The organism is Brevundimonas naejangsanensis, assembly GCF_003627995.1.
Classification (GTDB): domain Bacteria; phylum Pseudomonadota; class Alphaproteobacteria; order Caulobacterales; family Caulobacteraceae; genus Brevundimonas; species Brevundimonas naejangsanensis_B.
On the sequence record NZ_CP032707.1, the window covers coordinates 2983812 to 3002429 of the forward strand.

Annotated in this window: 16 protein-coding genes; 11 read left to right on the forward strand and 5 right to left on the reverse strand. The window is 69.1% G+C overall.

Annotated elements, in window-relative coordinates; translation table 11 throughout:
- Positions 1-377: 377 nt before the first annotated feature.
- The 3 genes from D8I30_RS14180 to D8I30_RS14190 are packed head-to-tail and all read left to right on the forward strand — an operon-like array spanning position 378 to position 5329.
- Entirely contained in the window at positions 378-3008 is a 2631-nt protein-coding gene (locus D8I30_RS14180; RefSeq protein ID WP_121483304.1) for an Rne/Rng family ribonuclease, read from the forward strand.
- Positions 3009-3062: 54 nt separating this feature from the next.
- A complete protein-coding gene (locus D8I30_RS14185; RefSeq protein ID WP_121483305.1) occupies positions 3063-4487 on the forward strand; it encodes a M48 family metalloprotease in 1425 nt (474 codons plus the stop codon).
- Positions 4488-4525: 38 nt separating this feature from the next.
- Complete coding sequence (locus D8I30_RS14190; RefSeq protein WP_121483306.1) at positions 4526-5329, forward strand: thioredoxin domain-containing protein; 804 nt, start codon at positions 4526-4528, stop codon at positions 5327-5329.
- 178 nt (positions 5330-5507) lie between these two features.
- Here the strand turns inward: D8I30_RS14190 and D8I30_RS14195 are convergent, their stop codons facing one another.
- Together D8I30_RS14195 and thiS are read right to left on the reverse strand one after the other, a co-directional pair.
- A complete protein-coding gene (locus D8I30_RS14195; protein ID WP_121483307.1) occupies positions 5508-6296 on the reverse strand; it encodes a thiazole synthase in 789 nt (262 codons plus the stop codon).
- A 222-nt stretch (positions 6297-6518) separates the two neighbouring features.
- Positions 6519-6716 carry a sulfur carrier protein ThiS gene (gene thiS / locus D8I30_RS14200; protein WP_121483308.1) on the reverse strand — a complete coding sequence of 66 codons (198 nt, stop codon included), beginning with the start codon at positions 6714-6716 and terminating at the stop codon, positions 6519-6521.
- A 549-nt stretch (positions 6717-7265) separates the two neighbouring features.
- On the opposite strand from thiS, the gene D8I30_RS14530 reads away from it, so the two are divergent.
- The 5 genes from D8I30_RS14530 to aat all read left to right on the forward strand — a co-directional run bounded on the left by D8I30_RS14530 (position 7266) and on the right by aat (position 10896).
- Positions 7266-7667, forward strand: coding sequence for a hypothetical protein (locus tag D8I30_RS14530; RefSeq protein ID WP_162938909.1), 402 nt, complete (start codon positions 7266-7268; stop codon positions 7665-7667).
- A gap of 169 nt (positions 7668-7836) precedes the next feature.
- Entirely contained in the window at positions 7837-8292 is a 456-nt protein-coding gene (gene aroQ / locus D8I30_RS14205; protein WP_121483309.1) for a type II 3-dehydroquinate dehydratase, read from the forward strand.
- A 40-nt stretch (positions 8293-8332) separates the two neighbouring features.
- Entirely contained in the window at positions 8333-8824 is a 492-nt protein-coding gene (gene accB / locus D8I30_RS14210; RefSeq protein ID WP_121483310.1) for an acetyl-CoA carboxylase biotin carboxyl carrier protein, read from the forward strand.
- 5 nt (positions 8825-8829) lie between these two features.
- Positions 8830-10182: an acetyl-CoA carboxylase biotin carboxylase subunit gene (gene accC / locus D8I30_RS14215; protein WP_121483311.1), complete on the forward strand. Its 1353-nt coding sequence runs from the start codon at positions 8830-8832 to the stop codon at positions 10180-10182.
- A 6-nt stretch (positions 10183-10188) separates the two neighbouring features.
- A complete protein-coding gene (gene aat / locus D8I30_RS14220) occupies positions 10189-10896 on the forward strand; it encodes a leucyl/phenylalanyl-tRNA--protein transferase (RefSeq protein WP_121483312.1) in 708 nt (235 codons plus the stop codon).
- Here the strand turns inward: aat and D8I30_RS14225 are convergent.
- Together D8I30_RS14225 and D8I30_RS14230 are read right to left on the reverse strand one after the other, a co-directional pair.
- Positions 10863-11576, reverse strand: coding sequence for a DUF2155 domain-containing protein (locus D8I30_RS14225; RefSeq protein ID WP_121483313.1), 714 nt, complete (start codon positions 11574-11576; stop codon positions 10863-10865). The two genes, aat and D8I30_RS14225, sit on opposite strands and share 34 nt — an antisense overlap.
- Positions 11573-11965 carry an NADH:ubiquinone oxidoreductase subunit NDUFA12 gene (locus D8I30_RS14230; protein ID WP_205570725.1) on the reverse strand — a complete coding sequence of 131 codons (393 nt, stop codon included), beginning with the start codon at positions 11963-11965 and terminating at the stop codon, positions 11573-11575. The genes D8I30_RS14225 and D8I30_RS14230 overlap by 4 nt, the downstream gene beginning before the upstream one ends.
- A 206-nt stretch (positions 11966-12171) precedes the next feature.
- Between D8I30_RS14230 and D8I30_RS14235 the strand changes: the two genes are divergently transcribed.
- The 3 genes from D8I30_RS14235 to D8I30_RS14245 all read left to right on the forward strand — a co-directional run bounded on the left by D8I30_RS14235 (position 12172) and on the right by D8I30_RS14245 (position 16336).
- Positions 12172-14796, forward strand: a complete 2625-nt coding sequence (locus D8I30_RS14235) for a TSCPD domain-containing protein (protein ID WP_121483315.1) — start codon at positions 12172-12174, stop codon at positions 14794-14796.
- Positions 14797-14855: 59 nt separating this feature from the next.
- Positions 14856-15350 (forward strand): pentapeptide repeat-containing protein, encoded by a 495-nt coding sequence (locus D8I30_RS14240; protein ID WP_121483316.1) that lies wholly within the window; start codon positions 14856-14858, stop codon positions 15348-15350.
- A gap of 65 nt (positions 15351-15415) precedes the next feature.
- Positions 15416-16336 (forward strand): pentapeptide repeat-containing protein, encoded by a 921-nt coding sequence (locus D8I30_RS14245; RefSeq protein WP_121483317.1) that lies wholly within the window; start codon positions 15416-15418, stop codon positions 16334-16336.
- 254 nt (positions 16337-16590) lie between these two features.
- Here the strand turns inward: D8I30_RS14245 and aspS are convergent, their stop codons facing one another.
- Positions 16591-18423 carry an aspartate--tRNA ligase gene (gene aspS, locus D8I30_RS14250; RefSeq protein ID WP_121483318.1) on the reverse strand — a complete coding sequence of 611 codons (1833 nt, stop codon included), beginning with the start codon at positions 18421-18423 and terminating at the stop codon, positions 16591-16593.
- Positions 18424-18618 lie beyond the last annotated feature (195 nt).

Here is an 18618-nt window from a genome sequence, read left to right on the forward strand (position 1 = left end):
GTCGCGGTTCTTTTAATTTCCGTCGCATCTGCCTATTATGGGTTCCGCATGCGAACGATCGCGCCGCCCGTCATTTGCTCGGGGTCGGGCGCGCCTCCTCGCGGCGCTGAACTTTCACCAATTCCGAGGATCGCCCGGCCTGGCCGCCGATCCGACGAAACGGGTCCGGGACGCAGCCCTGATCGGCGCGTTCGGATCCAGGACCGACAACCTCATGGGCCGACCCGCCTGCGCTCCCTACCGGCAAGATCATGCCGCTCTCGCCATCGGCGAGGGGATGACGCGCGCCCTGGCCCCCATTTCCATTCGGCGAGCCGCCCCTATTCCCGCGACTGAGTTCGCGGCGCACGGCCTGGCGCGCCTGAGAGAGACCTTCAATGTCAAAAACCATGTTGATCGATGCGGCGCACGCGGAAGAAACGCGCGTCGCGATCGTGGACGGCCGCCAGGTTGAGGAATTCGATTTCGAATCCCGCGCGCGCCGCCAGCTTCGCGGGAACATCTACCTCGCCAAGGTCACCCGCGTAGAGCCCAGCCTGCAGGCCGCCTTCGTTGAATACGGCGGCAATCGCCACGGCTTCCTGGCCTTCAACGAAATCCACCCGGACTACTACCAGATCCCGGTCGCCGACCGCGAAGCCATCATGGCCGAAGCGCACGACGACGCCGACGATGACGACCTGGGCCGCGAATCCTCGGGCGACGACGCCGATTCCGACGGCAAGCTGGCCGACGAAGAGCGCCTGAAGCGCCGCCTGATGCGCCGCTACAAGATCCAGGACGTCATCAAGCGCCGTCAGATCCTGCTGGTGCAGGTCGTCAAGGACGAGCGCGGCGCCAAGGGCGCGGCCCTGACCACCTGGCTGTCGCTGGCCGGCCGTTACTGCGTGCTGATGCCGAACACCGGCAAGGGCGGCGGCATCTCGCGCAAGATCACCAACACCTCGGACCGTCGCCGCCTGAAGGCCGCCGCCGCCGCGCTGAAGGTGCCGCAGGGCATGGGCCTGATCATCCGCACGGCGGGCGCCAAGCGCACCCGTGCCGAGATCAAGCGCGACTATGAGTATCTGCTGCGCCTGTGGGAGACGATCCGCGAGCTGACCCTGCGCTCCAACGCGCCGGCGATGATCCACGAGGAAGAGAACCTGGTCCGTCGCGCCGTGCGCGACATGTACGACAAGGACTTCGACGGCATTCAGGTCGAGGGCGTCGAGGGCTTCAGGCAGGCCCGCGACTTCATGCGCGTGCTGATGCCGTCCCAGGCCAAGAAGATTCACCTCTATCAGGGTTCGCGCCCGCTGTTCGCCGCCAACGGCATCGAAGAGCTGCTGACCCAGATTCACCAGCCGGTCGTGCCGCTGAAGTCGGGCGGCTACCTGGTCATCAACCAGACCGAGGCGCTGGTCGCCATCGACGTGAACTCGGGCCGCGCCACCAAGGAACGCAACGTCGAGGCCACCGCCACCAAGACGAACATGGAGGCCGCCGTCGAGGCGGCCCGCCAGCTGCGCCTGCGCGACCTGGCCGGCCTGATCGTCATCGACTTCATCGACATGGACGAGGGCAAGAACAACCGCGCGGTTGAGAAGGCCCTCAAGGACGCCCTTTCCAAGGACCGGGCCCGCATCCAGATGGGCCGCATCTCGGGCTTCGGCCTGATGGAGATCAGCCGCCAGCGCCGCCGCCTGGGCGTGATCGAGGGCGCGACCGAGGTCTGCGAGCACTGCCAGGGCGCCGGGCGCATCCGCTCGGCCGAATCGGCGGCCCTGACCACCCTGCGCGCCGTCGACATCGAGGCCGGCAGGAACGGCGCGGGTTCTGTGAACCTGCGCGTGTCGACCGCCGTGGCCCTCTACATCCTGAACCACAAGCGCGCCTATCTGCAGTTCCTGCTGGAGCAGCGCGGCCTGAACGTCGTCATCCAGATCGACGACAGCCTGGCCCAGGGCGAGCACTCGATCGAGCGCACCGAGACCAACGAGGACTTCGTCGCACCGGAAAGCCACATCGACCTGGCCGACCTGGACGACGGCTTCGACGACAGCGCCTATGAGGACGAGGACGAAGACGCCGAGGACGAGGAAGACTTCGTCTCCCGCGACGAGGACGAGGACGCCGAGGACCGCGCCGAGGACGAAGAGGCCGAAAGCCACGACACCGAAGGCCGCAACGGCCGCCGTCGTCGCCGCCGTCGCGGCGGTCGCGAGGATGAAGGCGAAATCGCCGCCGCCCACGAGGAAGACGAGGACGACGGCCGCGGGGGACGCCGTCGTCGGGGCCGTCGCGGCGGTCGCCGCATGCGCGAGGAAGGCGAACGCGACGTCTATGCCTGGGTGCGTGGCCGCACCCCGTCGCTGCAGGACCCCTACGTCTGGTTCGACCCGATCAATCCGGTCGCCCCGCGCGCCGAGCGCGATGAAACCGTGTCCGAAGAGCGCGCCGAGCGCGAAGAGGTCAGCGCCGAGCGCGCCGAGGGCGAAGGCCGCGGCGGCCGCTCGCGCCGTCGTCGTGGCCGGGGCCGCGGTCGTGGCGGCGAGCGCGCCGTGAGCGAAGGCGCGGCGGTCGACGTCGTCGAGACGACCGAAGCCGACGCCGACGCCGAAGCCGCGCCTGCCGTCGAGGCCGACGTCCAGGCGGAAACCGAAGCCGAAGCGCCCGCCCCCGCTCTGGAGCCGGTGGAGGCTCCCAAGCGTCGCCGCGTGCGCCGCAAGGTGACCGCCGCCATCGCCGAGGAACTGGCCGAAGCCGCGACCGAAGAGGCCGCCGCCTCGGACGAGGTCCAGGCCGAGACGCCGGTCGAAGAGCCCGCCACGGTCGAAATCTCGCCCGAACTGGTCGAACACATCGAGCAGGCCATCGAGGAAGTGCTGGTCGAGGAAGCCGTCGTCCTGGCCGAACCGGCCCCGGCGCCGACGCCCGAAGTCGACATCGCGGCCATCATCGCCGAGGATCCGAACCAGATCGTCGCCCCGCCCGCCAAGCCCAAACGCGGCTGGTGGCGCCGTTGATCGGTCACGATTAGGCAGGAAGCTGCGGGGAAGACAGTCGCTCTGGAGTACGTCATGACCAGGACGCCCCCCGCTGCAACCCGCTCGTTCCGGCGCCTTCTGGCCGCCGGGGCCGGCGCCTTGATGGTGCTGGCCTCGGCCGCCCAGGCCCAGGCCCAGAGCCTGATCCGGGACACCGAGATCGAGGGCATCATCCATGAGTGGTCCGAGCCCGTGCTGGACGCCATGGGCCTGGACCCGGCCGAGGTCGAGATTCTGCTGGTCAACGACAACGACCTGAACGCCTTCGCCACGCGCGGGCGGATCATGGGGTTGAACACCGGTCTGATCCTGCGGACCAAGAACCCCAATCAGCTGCTGGGCGTGATCGCCCACGAAGCCGGGCACATCAAGAACCGCCACACCCTGCGCGACGGCGCCCAGAACGCCGGCATGCAGCCGATGATCATGACCATGGCCCTGGGGGCCCTGGCCGCGATCGCCGGCGCGCCGGACGCGGGCGCGGCCCTTCTGGCCTCCAGCCAGTATTTCGGCACGCTCGGCGCCCTGCGCTACATGCAGAGCCAGGAGGGCGAGGCCGACATCACCGGCGCCCGCGCCCTGGAGCGCGCCGGGGAATCCGGGCGCGGCATGGTCGAGTTCTTCGAGAACTTCCGCTCGCAGGAAATCTTCTCGGACCAGCGGCGCTATCCCTATTTCCGCAGCCACCCCCTGTCTTCTCAGCGAATCGAGGCCCTGCGCCCGCCGGTCGAGGCCGCGTCCAACTACGAAAAGCGCGACAGCGACGCGCGCATGGCCCAGCACGCCCTGGTCGTGGCCAAGATTCGCGCCTTCATGGACGCGCCCAACGCCACCTTGCGCGACTATCCGTCCAGCGACGTCAGCCTGCCCGCCCGCTACGCCCGCGCCATCGCCTGGTATCGCGACGGCCAGACACAGAAGGCGCTGGACGCGGTCGATGTCCTGCTGACCGAACAGCCCGACAATCCCTATTTCTGGGAGCTGAAGGGCCAGATCCTGTTCGAGGAGGGCCGCCCGGCCGAGGCCCTGGGCGCCCATGAAAAATCCGTCGAGCTGAAGCCCGACGCCCCCCTGCTGCGCATCAACCTGGCCCACGCCCTGATCGAGACCAACGATCCGGCCAGGCTGCCCGAGGCGGAGAACCAGCTGAAGCGCGCCATCGCCCTGGAGAAGGACAACAGCCTGGCCTGGCGCCTGCTGTCCCAGGCCTACGCCAGCCAGGGCCAGGAGGGCGAGGCCCGCCTGGCTTCGGCCGAATACTGGTTCGCCCTTGGCCGTCCGGAACAGGCCGCCCAGTTCGCCATGCGCGCCCGCGACATGCTGGACCGCAGCTCCATCGAATGGCGCCGCGCCACCGACATCGTCCTGGCCTCCGGCGCGACAGAGAAGGACATCACGGACGCCGAACGCCGCAACGAGCAGCGCAGCCGCGCCGGCGTCCTGCCGCCCGGCGCCTGATCCGGCGCGCCCCTCCCTCCCCGCCTGACGAGACTTAGATGACCGACGCCCCCGATATGCCTGTCGCCACGCCCCCCGCCTCCCCCGCAGCCAAGGCGCCGCGCTTCGGCCTGTCGGGAACCGTGCTGGGCGGGGCCGCCGTGGCCATGTCGGCCCTGGCCCTGGCGCTGTCGGCCGCGTCCTATCTGAACGGCGGCTTCGGCGGCAAGGTGCGCGCGTATCTGATCGCCAACCCCCAGGTCCTGGACGAGGTGCTGGCCGCCCGCGAGGCGATGGAGGCTCAGGCCCGCGTCGAGGCCGTCAATGCGGCGGCGGCGGCCAATCCCGCCCTGCTGGCGGCCGACCCGCGCGACCCGGCCTTCGGCCCGGCGAACGCCAAGGTGACGGTGATCGAGTTCTTCGATTTCCGCTGCCCCGGCTGCAAGGCGGTGGCCCACGACTATCGCGCCCTGATGGCCGCCCACCCCGAGGTGCGCTTCGTCTTCAAGGACTGGCCGATCCTGGACCGGGGCGAGGACGTGACGTCCCAATACGCCGCCCGCGCCGCCCTGGCCGCCCATCAACAAGGCAAGTATCTGGCCATCTATGACGCCCTGATGGCCGAACGCGCCCTGGACCGCGACGCCATCGACCGCATCCTGGCCGAGAACGGGGTCGACATGGCCAAGGCCCAGGCCGCCATCGTCGCGCCGGAGACGACGCGCCACGTCACCGACATCCACACGACGGCGGCGACCCTGGGCCTGCAGGGCACGCCGACCTTCTTCATCAACGGCAAGGCCGCCCCCGGCATCGACCCGCGCGAGATCGACGCCCTGATCGAGGCGGCGAAGAAGGGCTGAAGCGTTGCTTTCCTCCCCATTTCATGGGGAGGGGGACCGCGTAGCGGTGGAGGGGCCGCTTCGTCGATCCTAAGAACAGAAAGCGGCGAAGCGACTACGACAGCGGAACCAAGCAGCCTCTCCGTCTCGTCCGCTATCGCGTCCGATCCACCTCCCCACCCAGTGGGGAGGAGAAGCCTTAGATCAGCCCCGCCAGCGGCGAGGACGGGTCAGCGTAGAGCCGCTTCTTCATCCGCCCAGCCAGATAGGCTTCGCGCCCGGCGATGACCGCGTGCTTCATGGCGCTGGCCATCAGGATGGGGTCGCGCGCCTCGGCGATGGCGGTGTTCATCAGCACGCCGTCGCAGCCCAGTTCCATCGCCACGGCGGCGTCCGACGCCGTGCCGACGCCCGCGTCGACCAGCACCGGCACCTTGGACTGCTCGACGATCAGCCGGATGTTGATCGGGTTCTGCACCCCCAGCCCCGAGCCGATCGGCGCGCCCAGCGGCATGATGGCGACCGCGCCCGCGTCCTCCAGCTTGCGCGCATAGACGGGATCGTCGGTGCAATAGACCATGACTTCGAAGCCCTCGGCGGTCAGCAGCTTCAGCGACCGCAGGGTCTCTTCCATGTCGGGGAACAGGGTGCGCGGATCCGACAGGACCTCCAGCTTGACCAGGGTCCAGCCGCCCGCCTCGCGCGCCAGGCGCAGGGTCCGCACGGCGTCCTCGCCGGTGAAGCAGCCCGCCGTGTTCGGCAGATAGGTGTATTTCTTCGGATCGATGAAGTCCGTCAGCACCGGCTGGTTCGGATCGGTCAGGTTCACCCGGCGTACGGCCACGGTGACCATCTCGGCGCCGGAAGCCTCGGCCGCCGCCGCGTTCTGGGCGTAGTCGCGATACTTGCCGGTGCCCACGATCAGGCGCGAGTTGAAGGTGCGGCCGGCGACGGTCCAGCTGTCGGTGCGGGGAGCGGTGTCAGTCATGCCTAGGGAAGTAGCGCCGCCCGGCGCCGGGGGGAAGCGGCGTTGCGGGATTTGATGCGTCGGCTCCTCCGCTCACCCCACACCCACACCCGTCATCCTCGGCCTTGTGCCGAGGATCCATAGACACAAGGCCTGATAGTCAGGGGGCGACGCCGAACCTCACGACCGGCGCGTTTCTGGATCCTCGGCACAAGGCCGAGGATGACGGCGGAAGGGCCTGCCTCAGCCCCCGCCGACGAACTGCACCAGTTCGATCTTGTCGCCCTCGGCCAGCGCCGTGTCGCCGTGCAGCGAACGCGGCACGATCTCCAGATTGCGCTCGACCGCCACCTTCTTGGGATCCAGCGACAACTCCTGAACCAGACCCAGAATGGTCGTGGCGGCGGTGTCCCGCGCCTCGCCGTTGACTTCGATACGCAAACTGTTCGCTCCAGAGGATGCAGGTGGAGAGGCAACGCCTCATTCGGAGACGTCAGATAATGGGGTTTCCGGCGCGGGACATCAAATCCACGGTCTAAGCCCGCTTTCGACCCCTAACGGCTCTTGCGAGGGTCCGCTTCCGGGCGAAGTGCCCATTGGAAAGGCCAAATGTCGTCTTTCCGGCGTCCGCACTCTACGCAGGTCTTGGGCGTTCGCAACCAAGGGGCGACGTAGCCTTTCCCCGTATCCGTGATGCCCCTTCGGCAGCGAGGGCATCGAAGCGAGTTCCCCATCACGATCCAGAAAAGCGGGCCGAGAAAAAGCAGCGGCCAGAAAAACTGTGCGAGCGCGACGCCTACAATTAGAAGGACAGCCGCACAGGCGAAGAGTGGATAATACCAGCGCATTTTAGCCTGCCCCTTCAGCTTCTGAACGCTTACCGGGATCAACGTCCGCTACCCACCCTTAAGCGAACTTCGCTTCACGACCCATAGCAGGCATTGGGAACTCTCGGTTCGCATTGACCAAAGTTAAGGCTAGGCTGGCTTGATGAAACGCTGGCTTGTCATTTTCGGTGCCCTCACATTGCTCGTGTTGGGGCTTGTTACTTGGGTCAGGTTCGGCCCGCTTGATGAGCGCACCGCCATCGTTTTTAGGGATAGTCACGGCAGCATAGTGGCGGGCGAGAAGTTCGGTGTTCGCATCGGCGATTCTTGGCAGGAAGCGAACCGGGAACTACGTCAGCACCCCGGGATTACTCCGGGCTTCCACTATGCAGGCTGGTCTGAAGTGGGTCCAAAGACCATAGACGAGGGGATTCTTGTCGGGGAAACCATGACAACTTATCGAGACACGAGTTGGCGGAATGGGGTCATCCTATTGAAGCTACGCGATGGGAAGGTAGCGGGAATCCAATGGAACTATGTAGGACCGCTCTACATCGACACCTGATAGAAATCCTAACGTCCGCTTCCCACCCTTAACGGACTTCCCCAAGGTCCGCTCGAAGGCGTTCCCCTCCCCTACGTCACCCTTTTTCCCCGCCCGCTTTGCGCCGCGCGCCACCTAGGCTACAACGCGCGCTCGATTCCGCGCGGCGGCGCGCCTGTTTTGCGAGCGAATGCCCGAAACCCTCACCCTCTATGTCCTGAACGGGCCCAACCTGAACCTTCTGGGCGTTCGGGAGCCGGACATCTACGGACACGAGACCCTGGCCGACGTGCAGGCGATGTGCGAGGCGGCGGCCGAGGGCGCGCGCGTGGTGTTCCGCCAGTCGAACCATGAAGGCCAGTTGGTCGACTGGATCCAGGAAGCCCGCACCGAGGCCAGCGCCCTGGTCATCAATCCGGCCGCCTTCACCCACACCTCGGTGGCCCTGCTGGACGCGCTGAAGACGCTGAGCATCCCCGTGGTCGAGTGCCACCTGTCGAACCCCGCCGCGCGCGAGGCGTTCCGGCATCACTCCTATGTTTCCCTGGCCGCGACCGGCGTCATCGCCGGCTTCGGCCCCCGCAGCTACGAACTGGCCGTCCGGGCCGCCCTGGACCTGGCGCGCCGCGCCGGGACCAAGGGCTGACCGCCGCGCGCCGCAAGAAAATCAAGTAGAAGAGACCCTCATGTCCGACGACAAGAACAAGAACGACGCCATCGACGCAGGCCTGATCCGCAGCCTGGCCGACATCCTGAACGACACCGACCTGACCGAGATCGAGGTCGAGCGCGGCGATCTGAAGATCAAGGTGAAGCGCGAAGTCACCGTCGCCGCCGCCCCGATCCATTACGCCGCCGCCCCGGCCCCGGTCGCCCACGCCGCGCCCGCCGCCGCTCCGGCCTCCATGCCGTCGGACCCCGCCACCATCGTCGCCCGCGCCGGCGAAGAGGTGAAGTCGCCCATGGTCGGCACCGCCTATCTGCAGCCCGCGCCGGGTTCGGATCCCTTCATCAAGGCCGGCGACAAGGTGAAGAAGGGCCAGACCCTTCTGATCGTCGAGGCCATGAAGACCATGAACCCGATCCAGGCGCCGCGCGACGGCGTGGTGGCCGAGGTCCTGGTGGGCGACGCCCAGCCGGTCGAGTTCGGCGAAGCCCTGGTCGTTCTGGAAGCCTGAGCCCCATGTTCACCAAGGTCCTGATCGCCAACCGGGGCGAGATCGCGCTGCGCATCCACCGCGCGTGCAAGGAGATGGGCATCTCCACCGTCGCCGTGCACTCCGAAGCCGACCGCGGCGCCATGTGGGTGCGTCTGGCCGACGAGAGCGTCTGCATCGGCCCCGCGCCGGCGGCCAAGTCCTATCTGAACATCCCCTCGATCATCGCGGCGGCCGAGATCACCGGCGCCCAGGCGATCCACCCGGGCTATGGCTTCCTGGCCGAGAACGCCCGCTTCGCCGAGATCATCGAAGCCCACGGCATGACCTTCATCGGCCCCAAGCCGGAGCATATCCGCGTCATGGGCGACAAGATCACCGCCAAGCAGGCCGTGAAGGACGCGGGCATTCCCGTCGTCCCCGGCTCTGACGGCGAGGTCGAAACGATCGAGCAGGCCATCGAGGCGTCCAAGGCCATCGGCTTCCCCCTGATCGTCAAGGCGGCCGCCGGCGGCGGCGGTCGCGGCATGAAGGTGGCCCTGACGGCCGACGACCTGGTCGAGGCCGTGCAGACGGCCCAGGCCGAGGCCCTGGCCGCCTTCGGCAACGGCGCCGTCTATATGGAGCGCTACCTCCAGAAGCCGCGCCACATCGAGATCCAGGTCATCGCCGACAGCCACGGCAACGTCGTCCACCTGGGCGAACGCGACTGCTCGCTGCAGCGCCGCCACCAGAAGGTGCTGGAAGAGGCCCCCTCGCCCGCCCTGTCGGCCCTGGGTCGCAAGAAGATCGGCGAGACGGTCAACAAGGCCATCGCCGCCATCGGCTACCTGGGCGCCGGCACCATCGAGTTCCTGTGGGAGGACGGCGAGTTCTTCTTCATCGAGATGAACACCCGCCTGCAGGTCGAACACCCGGTCACCGAGATGATCACGGGCGTCGACCTGGTGCGCGAACAGATCCGCATCGCCGCGGGCCTGCCGCTGTCGTTCTCGCAAGAGGACATCACCTTCGAGGGCCACGCCATCGAAGTGCGGATCAACGCCGAGAACGCCGAGACCTTCACCCCCTCGCCGGGCACGATCACCGAGTTCCACGCGCCGGGCGGCCTGGGCGTGCGTCTGGATAGCGCCATCTACGCCGGCTATTCGATCCCGCCCTACTACGACAGCCTGATCGGCAAGCTGATCGTCCACGGCCGCGACCGCGAAGAGGCGCTGGCGCGTCTCAAGCGCTCGCTGGGCGAGACGGTCATCAGCGGCGTCGACACCACCATCCCCCTGTTCCAGAAGCTGTTGCAGGAGCCCGACATCCTGTCGGGCGACTACGACATCCACTGGCTGGAGAAGTGGGCGGCGGCGCAGAAGGCCAAGGCCTAAGCGCCCTTGCCCAAGCCGCCCGACGAGCCGGGCTTCAGCGCGAGCGGCCCTTCCGACGTCTTCGGACCGGAAGCGCTGCTCGCCTGCTACGCGCGGGGCGTCTTTCCCATGGCCGAGGCGCGCGACGACCCGCGCGTCTTCCTGGTCGAGCCGGACCAGCGGGGCGTCCTGCCGCTGGATCGCTTCCACATTCCCTCGCGCCTGCGCCGCACCGTGCGGGGCGAGCCGTTCGAGGTGCGGGTGAATACGGCCTTCGCCGCCGTGCTGGACGCCTGCGCCGCGCCCGGGCCGGGACGCGAGGACACCTGGATCAACGCCCCGATTCGCCGTCTCTACATCGAACTGCACCAGCGCGGCTTCGCCCACAGCGTCGAATGCTGGCGGGACGAGGCCCTGGTCGGCGGCCTCTATGGCGTGACGCTGGGCGGGGCCTTCTTCGGCGAGAGCATGTTCAGCCGGGCGCGCGACGCGTCAAAGGTCGCCCTGGTCCATCTGGTCGCGCGGCTGAAGCGTGGCGGCTGGCGTCTGCTGGACGCGCAGTTCCTGACCGAGCACCTGGCGCAGTTCGGGGCATTGGAGACGCCGCAGGCGGCCTATCTGCGGATGCTGCCCTGGGCGCTTCAGGCGACGCCCGACGTCGTCGCCTTTAACGGGCCCATGACGGGCGAAGAGGCCGTGGCCTACGCCTTGCAGCCCACGACCCAGGCGTCATAGACCGGGTGCTGCAGCCCGTTCACGCCGGGCGATGAAGCGAACATCCAGCCCTTGAAGATTTGCCGGGCCTCGGTCGGCACGGCGACGCCGCGCGGCTGAATCCCCACCTCCAGATAGGCGATAGCGTCCTCGGTCAGTTCGTCCGAGGCGGAGATTTCGCAGGCCCGGGCCTTGAAGATCAGGGTCTTGCCGAAGCGCACGGGACGGCCGCCGACCTCGACCTCGAAGCGCATGGTTTCGGCTGTCGTCTTGTCCACGGCCTGGATCACGGCGACAGGGCGGCGCTGGCGGCGCCCCGGCGTGGCGGTCGGCTCGGGGGCGGTCTGGACCGTCTCCTCGACCGGGGCCTCCTCCGGAACCTCTTCCTGGACGGCGGCGACTTCCTGGCCGGGCGCGACCAGGACCGGCGCGGCGGTCGGCGCCAGGACGACCGGCTGGCCGTTCGGCGCGGGCGCAGCCGGAGACGTCGCCTGGCCGGGCTGCGGCGCGGGCTGGGCGCTGGTCTGAGGCGCGGGTTGAGACGGCGTGCGCGCGGCGTCGCGCAGCCGGTCGCCGACAGGGTCCTGCGACACGGGCGTCGCGTCCTGCGGCAGGTCCATCAGGGCGCTGGCCACGCCGGCGCCCGAGATCGCCAGTCCCGCGACCACCACGCCGGTCAGCAGGACACGGCGATGATTCATTCCGGGCTCCAGGCCTGATAGTCGCCGGTCGCGGCCGGACGCTGACCCAGGGCGGCCAGCGAGCCTTGCGGGAAACGGGCCATGGGGGTGCCGGTCATGTTCGGCATGTGATCCTTTTCCCACGCCTGACGCGGCAGCGGGCGCTCGGCCGGGCTCTCGTCATAGGTGTAGCGCAGCCAGCCCTGCCATTCCGGCGGAACCTTGGTGGCCTCGGCGTAGCCGTCGTAGATCACCCAGCGGCGCTTGCGGCCGTCGTAGCTGACGCTGTCGCGGGACTCGTAATAGCGGTTGCCGAACTCATCGGTGCCGACCAGCTGGCCGCGTTTGCCAACCGTGAACAGGGTGCCGATCGTGGCGCCGTTCCACCAGGTGAAGATCTTGCTCAGCACGTCGTTGAACTCACTCGAATCCACCGCCCCGGGGAGGTCCGGCGGCGCAGGCCGATCATAGAAACCGGAGGCGCGCGCGTCCAGCGCGGAGCGCGCGAATGCGGCCTCAACATCTTGGGGGTAACAGCGCTCCAGACCACAACATCCATTGAATGCCCTCCTCCGGTCTCGGTAAGCTGCCCGGACGACACGCGTGGAGACGTGGAATGCGCTTCAAGGCCCGCTTTGCTTCCCTCGCCGCGACGCTCGAACTCGAGCCGCGCGAGATCGAGCGCGGCGACGCCCTGGCCTGGGTCGCGGCGCCCGCCGACTGGTCCGACGTGCGCGTCGAGGCCTGGCTGGACTGGGCCGACGCCCAGCCAGTGCTCGCGCGCGATCACGAAGCGGCGCTGGACGGCGCCCTGGGCGGCTGGGCCGCGCGCCTGGCGGCCAAGGGACGCGAGACCGGGGCTCTGGCCTCGACGGCCGAGGCCGGGCGATTCGAGGCCGAACTCGCCGCCTCCATGCTGCTGGGCCTGGCCGCTCCCGCCGCCGCGACGCCAGACGCCTTCCTGCCCCTGATCGACCTGTCCGAGCCCGGCGCCGCTCAGGGCCTGTCCGCCCAGGCCGCCGCCTGGCGGGGCCGCCGCCTGGCCGCGCGCGCCGGGGAGGCCCTGGCCAGGGCGCTGCGCGAGGTGGCCGCCGCCGTGGACCGCTGCGAGGGCCCGCGCGAGGCCTGCGCCGATCCCGCCGCCAATCCCGCCCTGGCCCGCGCGGCCCTGGCGGCGCGGCGCTGCGGCGCCAGTGACGCCGACATCCTGCGCGCCATCCAGGGCGAGGCCGCCGACCTGGCCGTCGAGGCCGCCGAACGCCCGACCGCCCTGCCCGTCCTGGCCGCGCGCGACGCCGTCGCCTCGGGCGATCCCCTGACCGCCGCCGCCGCCAAGGCCGCGCAGGAGGGGCCGGTCGTCCTCGTCTTCTCGCCCGCCGACGCCGAAGCCCTGGCCGCAGCGGCGACGGGCCCCCGCGCCATCCTGAACCTGCCCGCGCTTGCGGACCTCGCGGGCGCGGACTTCGACGCCGCCCTGGAGGCCCTGGTCGCCCTGTGGACCACGGCCCTGGACATCGCCCTGGACCTGACCGGCAAGGCTGAAACCGCCCGCCCCACCGCCCTGGGCCTGGGCGGCCTGGCCGACTGGGCCATCAGCGGCGGCGCCGAGCCGGCCGAACGGGCCGCCGACCTGGGCCGCCGCATCGCCGACGTGGCGTCGCGGACCTCGTGCGACCTGGCCGCGCGGCTGGGCCCCTGCCCCGACTGGACGGCGGTGAAGGACGAGATCATCGCGAGCGCCGAGGCCCAGGGCCGCGACGCCGCCGACCTGCAGCGCCACGGACGGCGCCACGCGGTGATCAGCCTCTTCATCGACGAAGCGGAGACCGACCTGAGGCTCGGCCTCTCGCCCTTCGCCGCGACCGACCGGTTCCAGACCGCCGACGGCGAAATCGAACATCGGCTGCGCCCGTCGCTGGCCGCCGCCATCGCGCGCGCGGGCGGCGACGTCGAGGCCGCCGAGCGCCATCTGTTCGGCCGCCGCACCCTGGTCGAGGCGCCGGGGATCGACCATGGCCGCCTGCGCGAACTGGGCTTCACCGATCTGGAGCTGGAGGGCATCGAACGCGCCCTGGGCCTGGTCGAGGACTTCGCCCCCGTCTTCGCCCCGCCGGTGCTGGATGCGGGCTTCATCGGCGACGTCCTGGGCCTGACGCTGGACGAGGGCGCGCCCCTGCTGCCGCGCCTGGGCTTCAAGGCCGAAGACATCGAGGCGGCGAGCGCCCGTGTCTTCGGCCGTCCCGACCTGTCGGACTGGGATCAGGCGCCGGCGGCCCTGACGGCCCTGCTGGCGACGCCGGGCGCCGATCTGGAGGCCGCCCTGCGGCAGGCGATCGAGCCGTTCAGCGACGCGCCGGACGCCCGGCCCCAGGCGCTGGACTGGCGCTTCGACGCCCTGCGGATCGGCCGGGCCATGGCCGACGCCGCGCGCGAGGGCCGCCGCGCCGTGGCCCTGCGCCGCGCCGACGCCCCGCCGAGCTTCCGCCTGGACCTGCCCGAGCCGGAAGCCGTCGCGCCGCGCCGGGCCGAGACGCCGCCCGTCGCCCCGCCCGCCGTCGAACGCGTGGTCGAGAAGGTGGTCGAACGCGACCGCTCGCGCCGTCGCCTGCCCGACCGCCGCAAGGGCTATATCCAGAAGGCGGCCGTCGGCGGCCACAAGGTCTATATCCACACCGGCGAATACGAAGACGGCGAACTGGGCGAGATCTTCATCGACATGCACAAGGAAGGCGCCGCCTTCCGCTCGATGATGAACAACTTCGCCATCGCCATCTCGATCGGCCTGCAGTACGGCGTGCCGCTGGACGAGTTCGTCGACGCCTTTGTCTTCACCCGGTTCGAGCCGTCGGGCCGGGTCACAGGCAACGACTCGATCCGCTCGGCGACCTCCATCCTCGACTATGTGTTCCGCGAGCTCGGCGTCTCCTATCTGGACCGGCGCGAACTGGCCAACGCGACGCCCGAGGCCGCCAATCTGGACGGGCTGGACGGCGCCCCCGCCGACGAGCCCCAGCCCGTGCCCGCCGCCCGCTTCATCTCCAAGGGCTTCGCCCGAGGCGCGGCGCCCGACAACCTGATCGTCGCCCCCTTCGGCCGCAACCGCGAGGCCGCCGCCCACCCGGCGCCCCGCCATCACACCTTGGCCGCGCCCTGCCCGGAATGCGGCGACTTCTCCCTGACCGACCGCAACGGGGTTCCCATCTGCGACGCCTGCGGGGCCGCGCCGAAGGTGCAGGGCTAATCGTCCCAAAACGGCGGCCCGGTTCTTGCGGCGAAGCGGCAAAGCCTGGAGCCATTCGCATGATCCGTCCCGCCCTCGCCCTTGTCGCCGCCGTCAGCCTGGCCCTGAGCGCCCTGCCGGCCTCGGCCCAGAACGCCTCGCAGATCTCCCAGGTGCGTCGCGGCGCCTCCTGCCCCGGCTGCAACCTGTTCCAGGGGGACTTCTCCGGCATGGAGAAGAGCGGGCTGAACCTGTCGGGCGCCCGCGTGCGTCAGGCGGACCTCAGCCTGTCGGTCATGAACCGCACCGACTTCCGCCGCGCCGACCTGCGCGACGTCGAGGCCTACGGCGCCGTCCTGTCGAGCTCGAACTTCACGGGCGCCGACCTGACCAACGCCAGCTTCGTCGGGACCTATCTGGAAGGCGCCGCCTTCGCCGGAGCCAGGCTGAACGGCGCGAACCTGTCGGGCGCCCAGCTGTCGCGCGCCACCGGCCTGACCCAGGGCCAGCTCAACCAGGCCTGCGGCGACGAGAACACGGTTCTGCCTTCCGGGCTGCGCATTCCCGCCTGTTGAGCGTCGCCTTCGTTACCGCGATTTAAGTAGGGTTTTTACGGTCTAGGGCGCATTCAAAAGGGGTGATGAAACGTTCGCTGCTGCCCTTGCGCTGCCTGGCTTTCGTCGCCGCCGCCCTGTCAGGCGCGATGGCGACGTCCCTGGCGGCCACGCCTGCCCTGGCCGGCGCCCTCGACCTGGTCTCGATTCAGGATCGGGACGTGGCGCGCATGGTGTCCCTGGGCGGCAGCTGCAACCGCTGTGAACTGTCGGGGCGCGACCTGTCGGGCGCAACCTTCAGCGGCGCGACCTTCACGAACGCCACCCTGATCGGGGCCAACCTGCGCGGGGCCGAGCTGGTCGGCTCCAACTTCTCCGGCTCGGACTTCAGCCGGGCCGACATGCGCGGCGTCCAGATGGTCGACGCCCGCTTCGCGGATGCGACCTTCGTGAGCGCCCAACTGAACGGCGCCGAGGCGACCGGCGCCGTCCTGATCCGCGCCAACCTGCAAGGCGCCAACCTCAGCGGAGCCGAGCTGCAGGGCGCCAACCTCAACACCGCCGTCCTGACGCGCGCCCGGCTGACGGATGCGGAAATGTTCGGCGCGACCCTGGCCAACGTCCAGGCCGCCGGCGCCGACTTTTCGTCCGCCGACATCAAGGCCTCCAACCTGTCGAACGGCGACTTCGACGGCGCCTCCTTCCGGAACGCCGATCTGGACGGCGCGCGCCTGACCGGCGGCAGCTTCGACCGGACCAATTTCAGCGGCGCCTCGATGCGGCGCACCGACATTCGCGGGGTCGACCTGTCGCGCGCGCGCGGCCTCAGGGCCGATCAGGTCGAGGAGGCCTGCGGCGACCCCTCGACCCGCCTGCCCGACGGCCTGACCGCTCGCGTCTGCCGCGGCGGCGTCCGCGTGATCCGCGCCCCGGCCGCCCCGCCCGCGCCCCCTGCGCCGCCCATCCCGCCGCGCCAGCGCAACCTGGTCATCGTGTCCGGGAACTGAGGGCGGGCGCCCCGCCAAAAAACTGCATCTCCCTTCCCCCTCGATGGGGGAAGGGTCGGGGATGGGGGTGAGCGCGCGACATCACCCGTCGAGGCGCGTGTGACGTGCCAGCCGTCGCTTGAGTCTTTTCCCGGCGCCGCCGTGCCTACACCCCCCACCCAACCCTCCCCCATCGAGGGGGAGGGCAATTGTGTCCCAGCTACAAAAAAGGGAGGGGTCGCCCCCTCCCTTTCTCAATTCGGCGCTCGCCTGGATCAGACCTTGATCGGCAGCTGGGTGCGGATCGACAGTTCCTTCAGCTGACGCTCCTCGACCTCGGCCGGGGCGCTCATCAGCAGGTCCTGGCCCTGCTGGTTCAGCGGGAAGGCGATGACCTCGCGGATGGCCTGCTCGCCAGCCAGCAGCATGACGATGCGGTCGATGCCCGGCGCCAGGCCGCCGTGCGGCGGCGCGCCATAGCGGAAGGCGTTCAGCATGCCGCCGAACTGCTCCTCGACCACCGAGGCGTCGTAGCCGGCGATCTCGAAGGCCTTCAGCATGATCTCGGCCTTGTGGTTCCGGATCGCGCCCGAGCACAGCTCATAGCCGTTGCAGACGATGTCGTACTGATAGGCGCGGATGGTCAGCGGGTCCTGCGTCTCCAGCGCCTCCATGCCGCCCTGCGGCATCGAGAACGGGTTGTGGCTGAAGTCGACCTTCTTCTCTTCTTCCGACCATTCGAACATGGGGAAGTCGACGATCCAGCAGAACTTGAACTGGTCCTCGTCGACCAGCTTCAGCTCCGTGCCGACGCGGGTGCGAGCCAGACCGGCGAACTTGGCGAAGACCGACGGCAGGCCAGCGGTGAAGAAGGCGGCGTCGCCCTTGCCCAAGCCTAGCGAGCTCATCAGCGCCTCGGTCGGCTCCTGGCCCAGGTTCTTGGCGATCGGGCCGCCCCACGACTGCTGATCGTCCGACCAAAAGATGTAGCCCAGGCCCGGCTGGCCCTCGCCCTGCGCCCAGGAGTTCATGCGGTCGCAGAAGGCCCGCGATCCGCCCGTCGGCGCCGGGATGGCCCAGACGGCGTTCTTCTCGTCCGCGCCCAGGATCTTGGCGAACAGGCCGAAACCGCCGTCGCGGAAGTGGTCCGACACGTCCTGCATCTTGATCGGGTTGCGCAGGTCCGGCTTGTCCGAGCCGTACCACTTCATCGACTGCGCGAACGTCAGGCGCTCGAAGCCCTTGTGCTCCATCGTCTGACCGAAGTCGTTGGTGAAGACGTGCACGCCGTCGATCGGCGACACCGGCTTGCCTTCGCCGAACTCGGTGAACAGGCCGTGCATCAGCGGCTCGATCGCCTGGAAGACGTCTTCCTGGGTGACGAAGCTCATTTCCACGTCCAGCTGATAGAATTCCAGCGAACGGTCGGCGCGCAGGTCTTCGTCGCGGAAGCAGGGGGCGATCTGGAAGTAGCGGTCGAAGCCCGACACCATCAGCAGCTGCTTGAACTGCTGCGGGGCCTGCGGCAGGGCGTAGAACTTGCCCGGGTGCATGCGCGACGGCACCAGGAAGTCGCGCGCGCCTTCCGGCGACGAGGCCGTCAGGATCGGGGTCTGATACTCGAGGAAGCCCTGCTCGACCATGCGCTGGCGGATCGAATGGATCACCTTGGAGCGCAGGACGATGTTCTTGTGCAGGGTCTCACGGCGCAGGTCCAGGAAGCGGTTCTTGAGGCGAATCTCTTCCGGGTATTCCGGCTCGCCGAAGACCGGCAGCGGCAGTTCGGCGGCTTCCGACAGGACGTCGACCGACAGGACGCGCACCTCGACCTCGCCGGTCGGCAGGTTGGCGTTGACGGTCGAGCCTTCGCGCAGAACCACCTCGCCGTCGATCTTGATGACGCTTTCGGCGCGCAGGCGCTCGACCGTCTCGAAGCCCGGCGTTTCCGGGTGCAGGACCAGCTGGGTCAAGCCGTAGTGGTCGCGCAGATCGATGAACAGCAGGCCGCCGTGGTCGCGCTTGCGGTGGACCCAGCCCGACAGGCGGACATTCGAGCCCGCATCCGTCGAACGGAGGGCGCCGCAGGTGTGGGTGCGATAGGCGTGCATGATCGGATTTCGTCTGAAAACGGCTGGCGAACAGCGTGAATTAGGAGGGGCGAAAGGCCCATCATCGCCCCCGAAAGTCAAGGCTGACGGCTGAATCCTCGAACAGCGCAATCCACAGCGGCGGAACGGTTGTCCCCGTGATCCCGCCCTTTCAACAGAGACGCCCACGCTACGGCCCGGCTAGGGTCCGACCTA

Excerpts from the sequence above, each read along its gene's own strand:
- D8I30_RS14180 (WP_121483304.1), top strand. The coding sequence starts at position 378 with ATGTCAAAAACCATGTTGATCGATGCGGCGCACGCGGAAGAAACGCGC.
- D8I30_RS14185 (WP_121483305.1), top strand. The coding sequence starts at position 3,063 with ATGACCAGGACGCCCCCCGCTGCAACCCGCTCGTTCCGGCGCCTTCTG.
- D8I30_RS14190 (WP_121483306.1), top strand. The coding sequence starts at position 4,526 with ATGACCGACGCCCCCGATATGCCTGTCGCCACGCCCCCCGCCTCCCCC.
- D8I30_RS14195 (WP_121483307.1), bottom strand. The coding sequence starts at position 6,296 with ATGACTGACACCGCTCCCCGCACCGACAGCTGGACCGTCGCCGGCCGC.
- D8I30_RS14530 (WP_162938909.1), top strand. The coding sequence starts at position 7,266 with ATGAAACGCTGGCTTGTCATTTTCGGTGCCCTCACATTGCTCGTGTTG.
- aroQ (WP_121483309.1), top strand. The coding sequence starts at position 7,837 with ATGCCCGAAACCCTCACCCTCTATGTCCTGAACGGGCCCAACCTGAAC.
- accB (WP_121483310.1), top strand. The coding sequence starts at position 8,333 with ATGTCCGACGACAAGAACAAGAACGACGCCATCGACGCAGGCCTGATC.
- accC (WP_121483311.1), top strand. The coding sequence starts at position 8,830 with ATGTTCACCAAGGTCCTGATCGCCAACCGGGGCGAGATCGCGCTGCGC.
- D8I30_RS14225 (WP_121483313.1), bottom strand. The coding sequence starts at position 11,576 with ATGAATCATCGCCGTGTCCTGCTGACCGGCGTGGTGGTCGCGGGACTG.
- D8I30_RS14235 (WP_121483315.1), top strand. The coding sequence starts at position 12,172 with ATGCGCTTCAAGGCCCGCTTTGCTTCCCTCGCCGCGACGCTCGAACTC.
- D8I30_RS14240 (WP_121483316.1), top strand. The coding sequence starts at position 14,856 with ATGATCCGTCCCGCCCTCGCCCTTGTCGCCGCCGTCAGCCTGGCCCTG.
- D8I30_RS14245 (WP_121483317.1), top strand. The coding sequence starts at position 15,416 with ATGAAACGTTCGCTGCTGCCCTTGCGCTGCCTGGCTTTCGTCGCCGCC.
- aspS (WP_121483318.1), bottom strand. The coding sequence starts at position 18,423 with ATGCACGCCTATCGCACCCACACCTGCGGCGCCCTCCGTTCGACGGAT.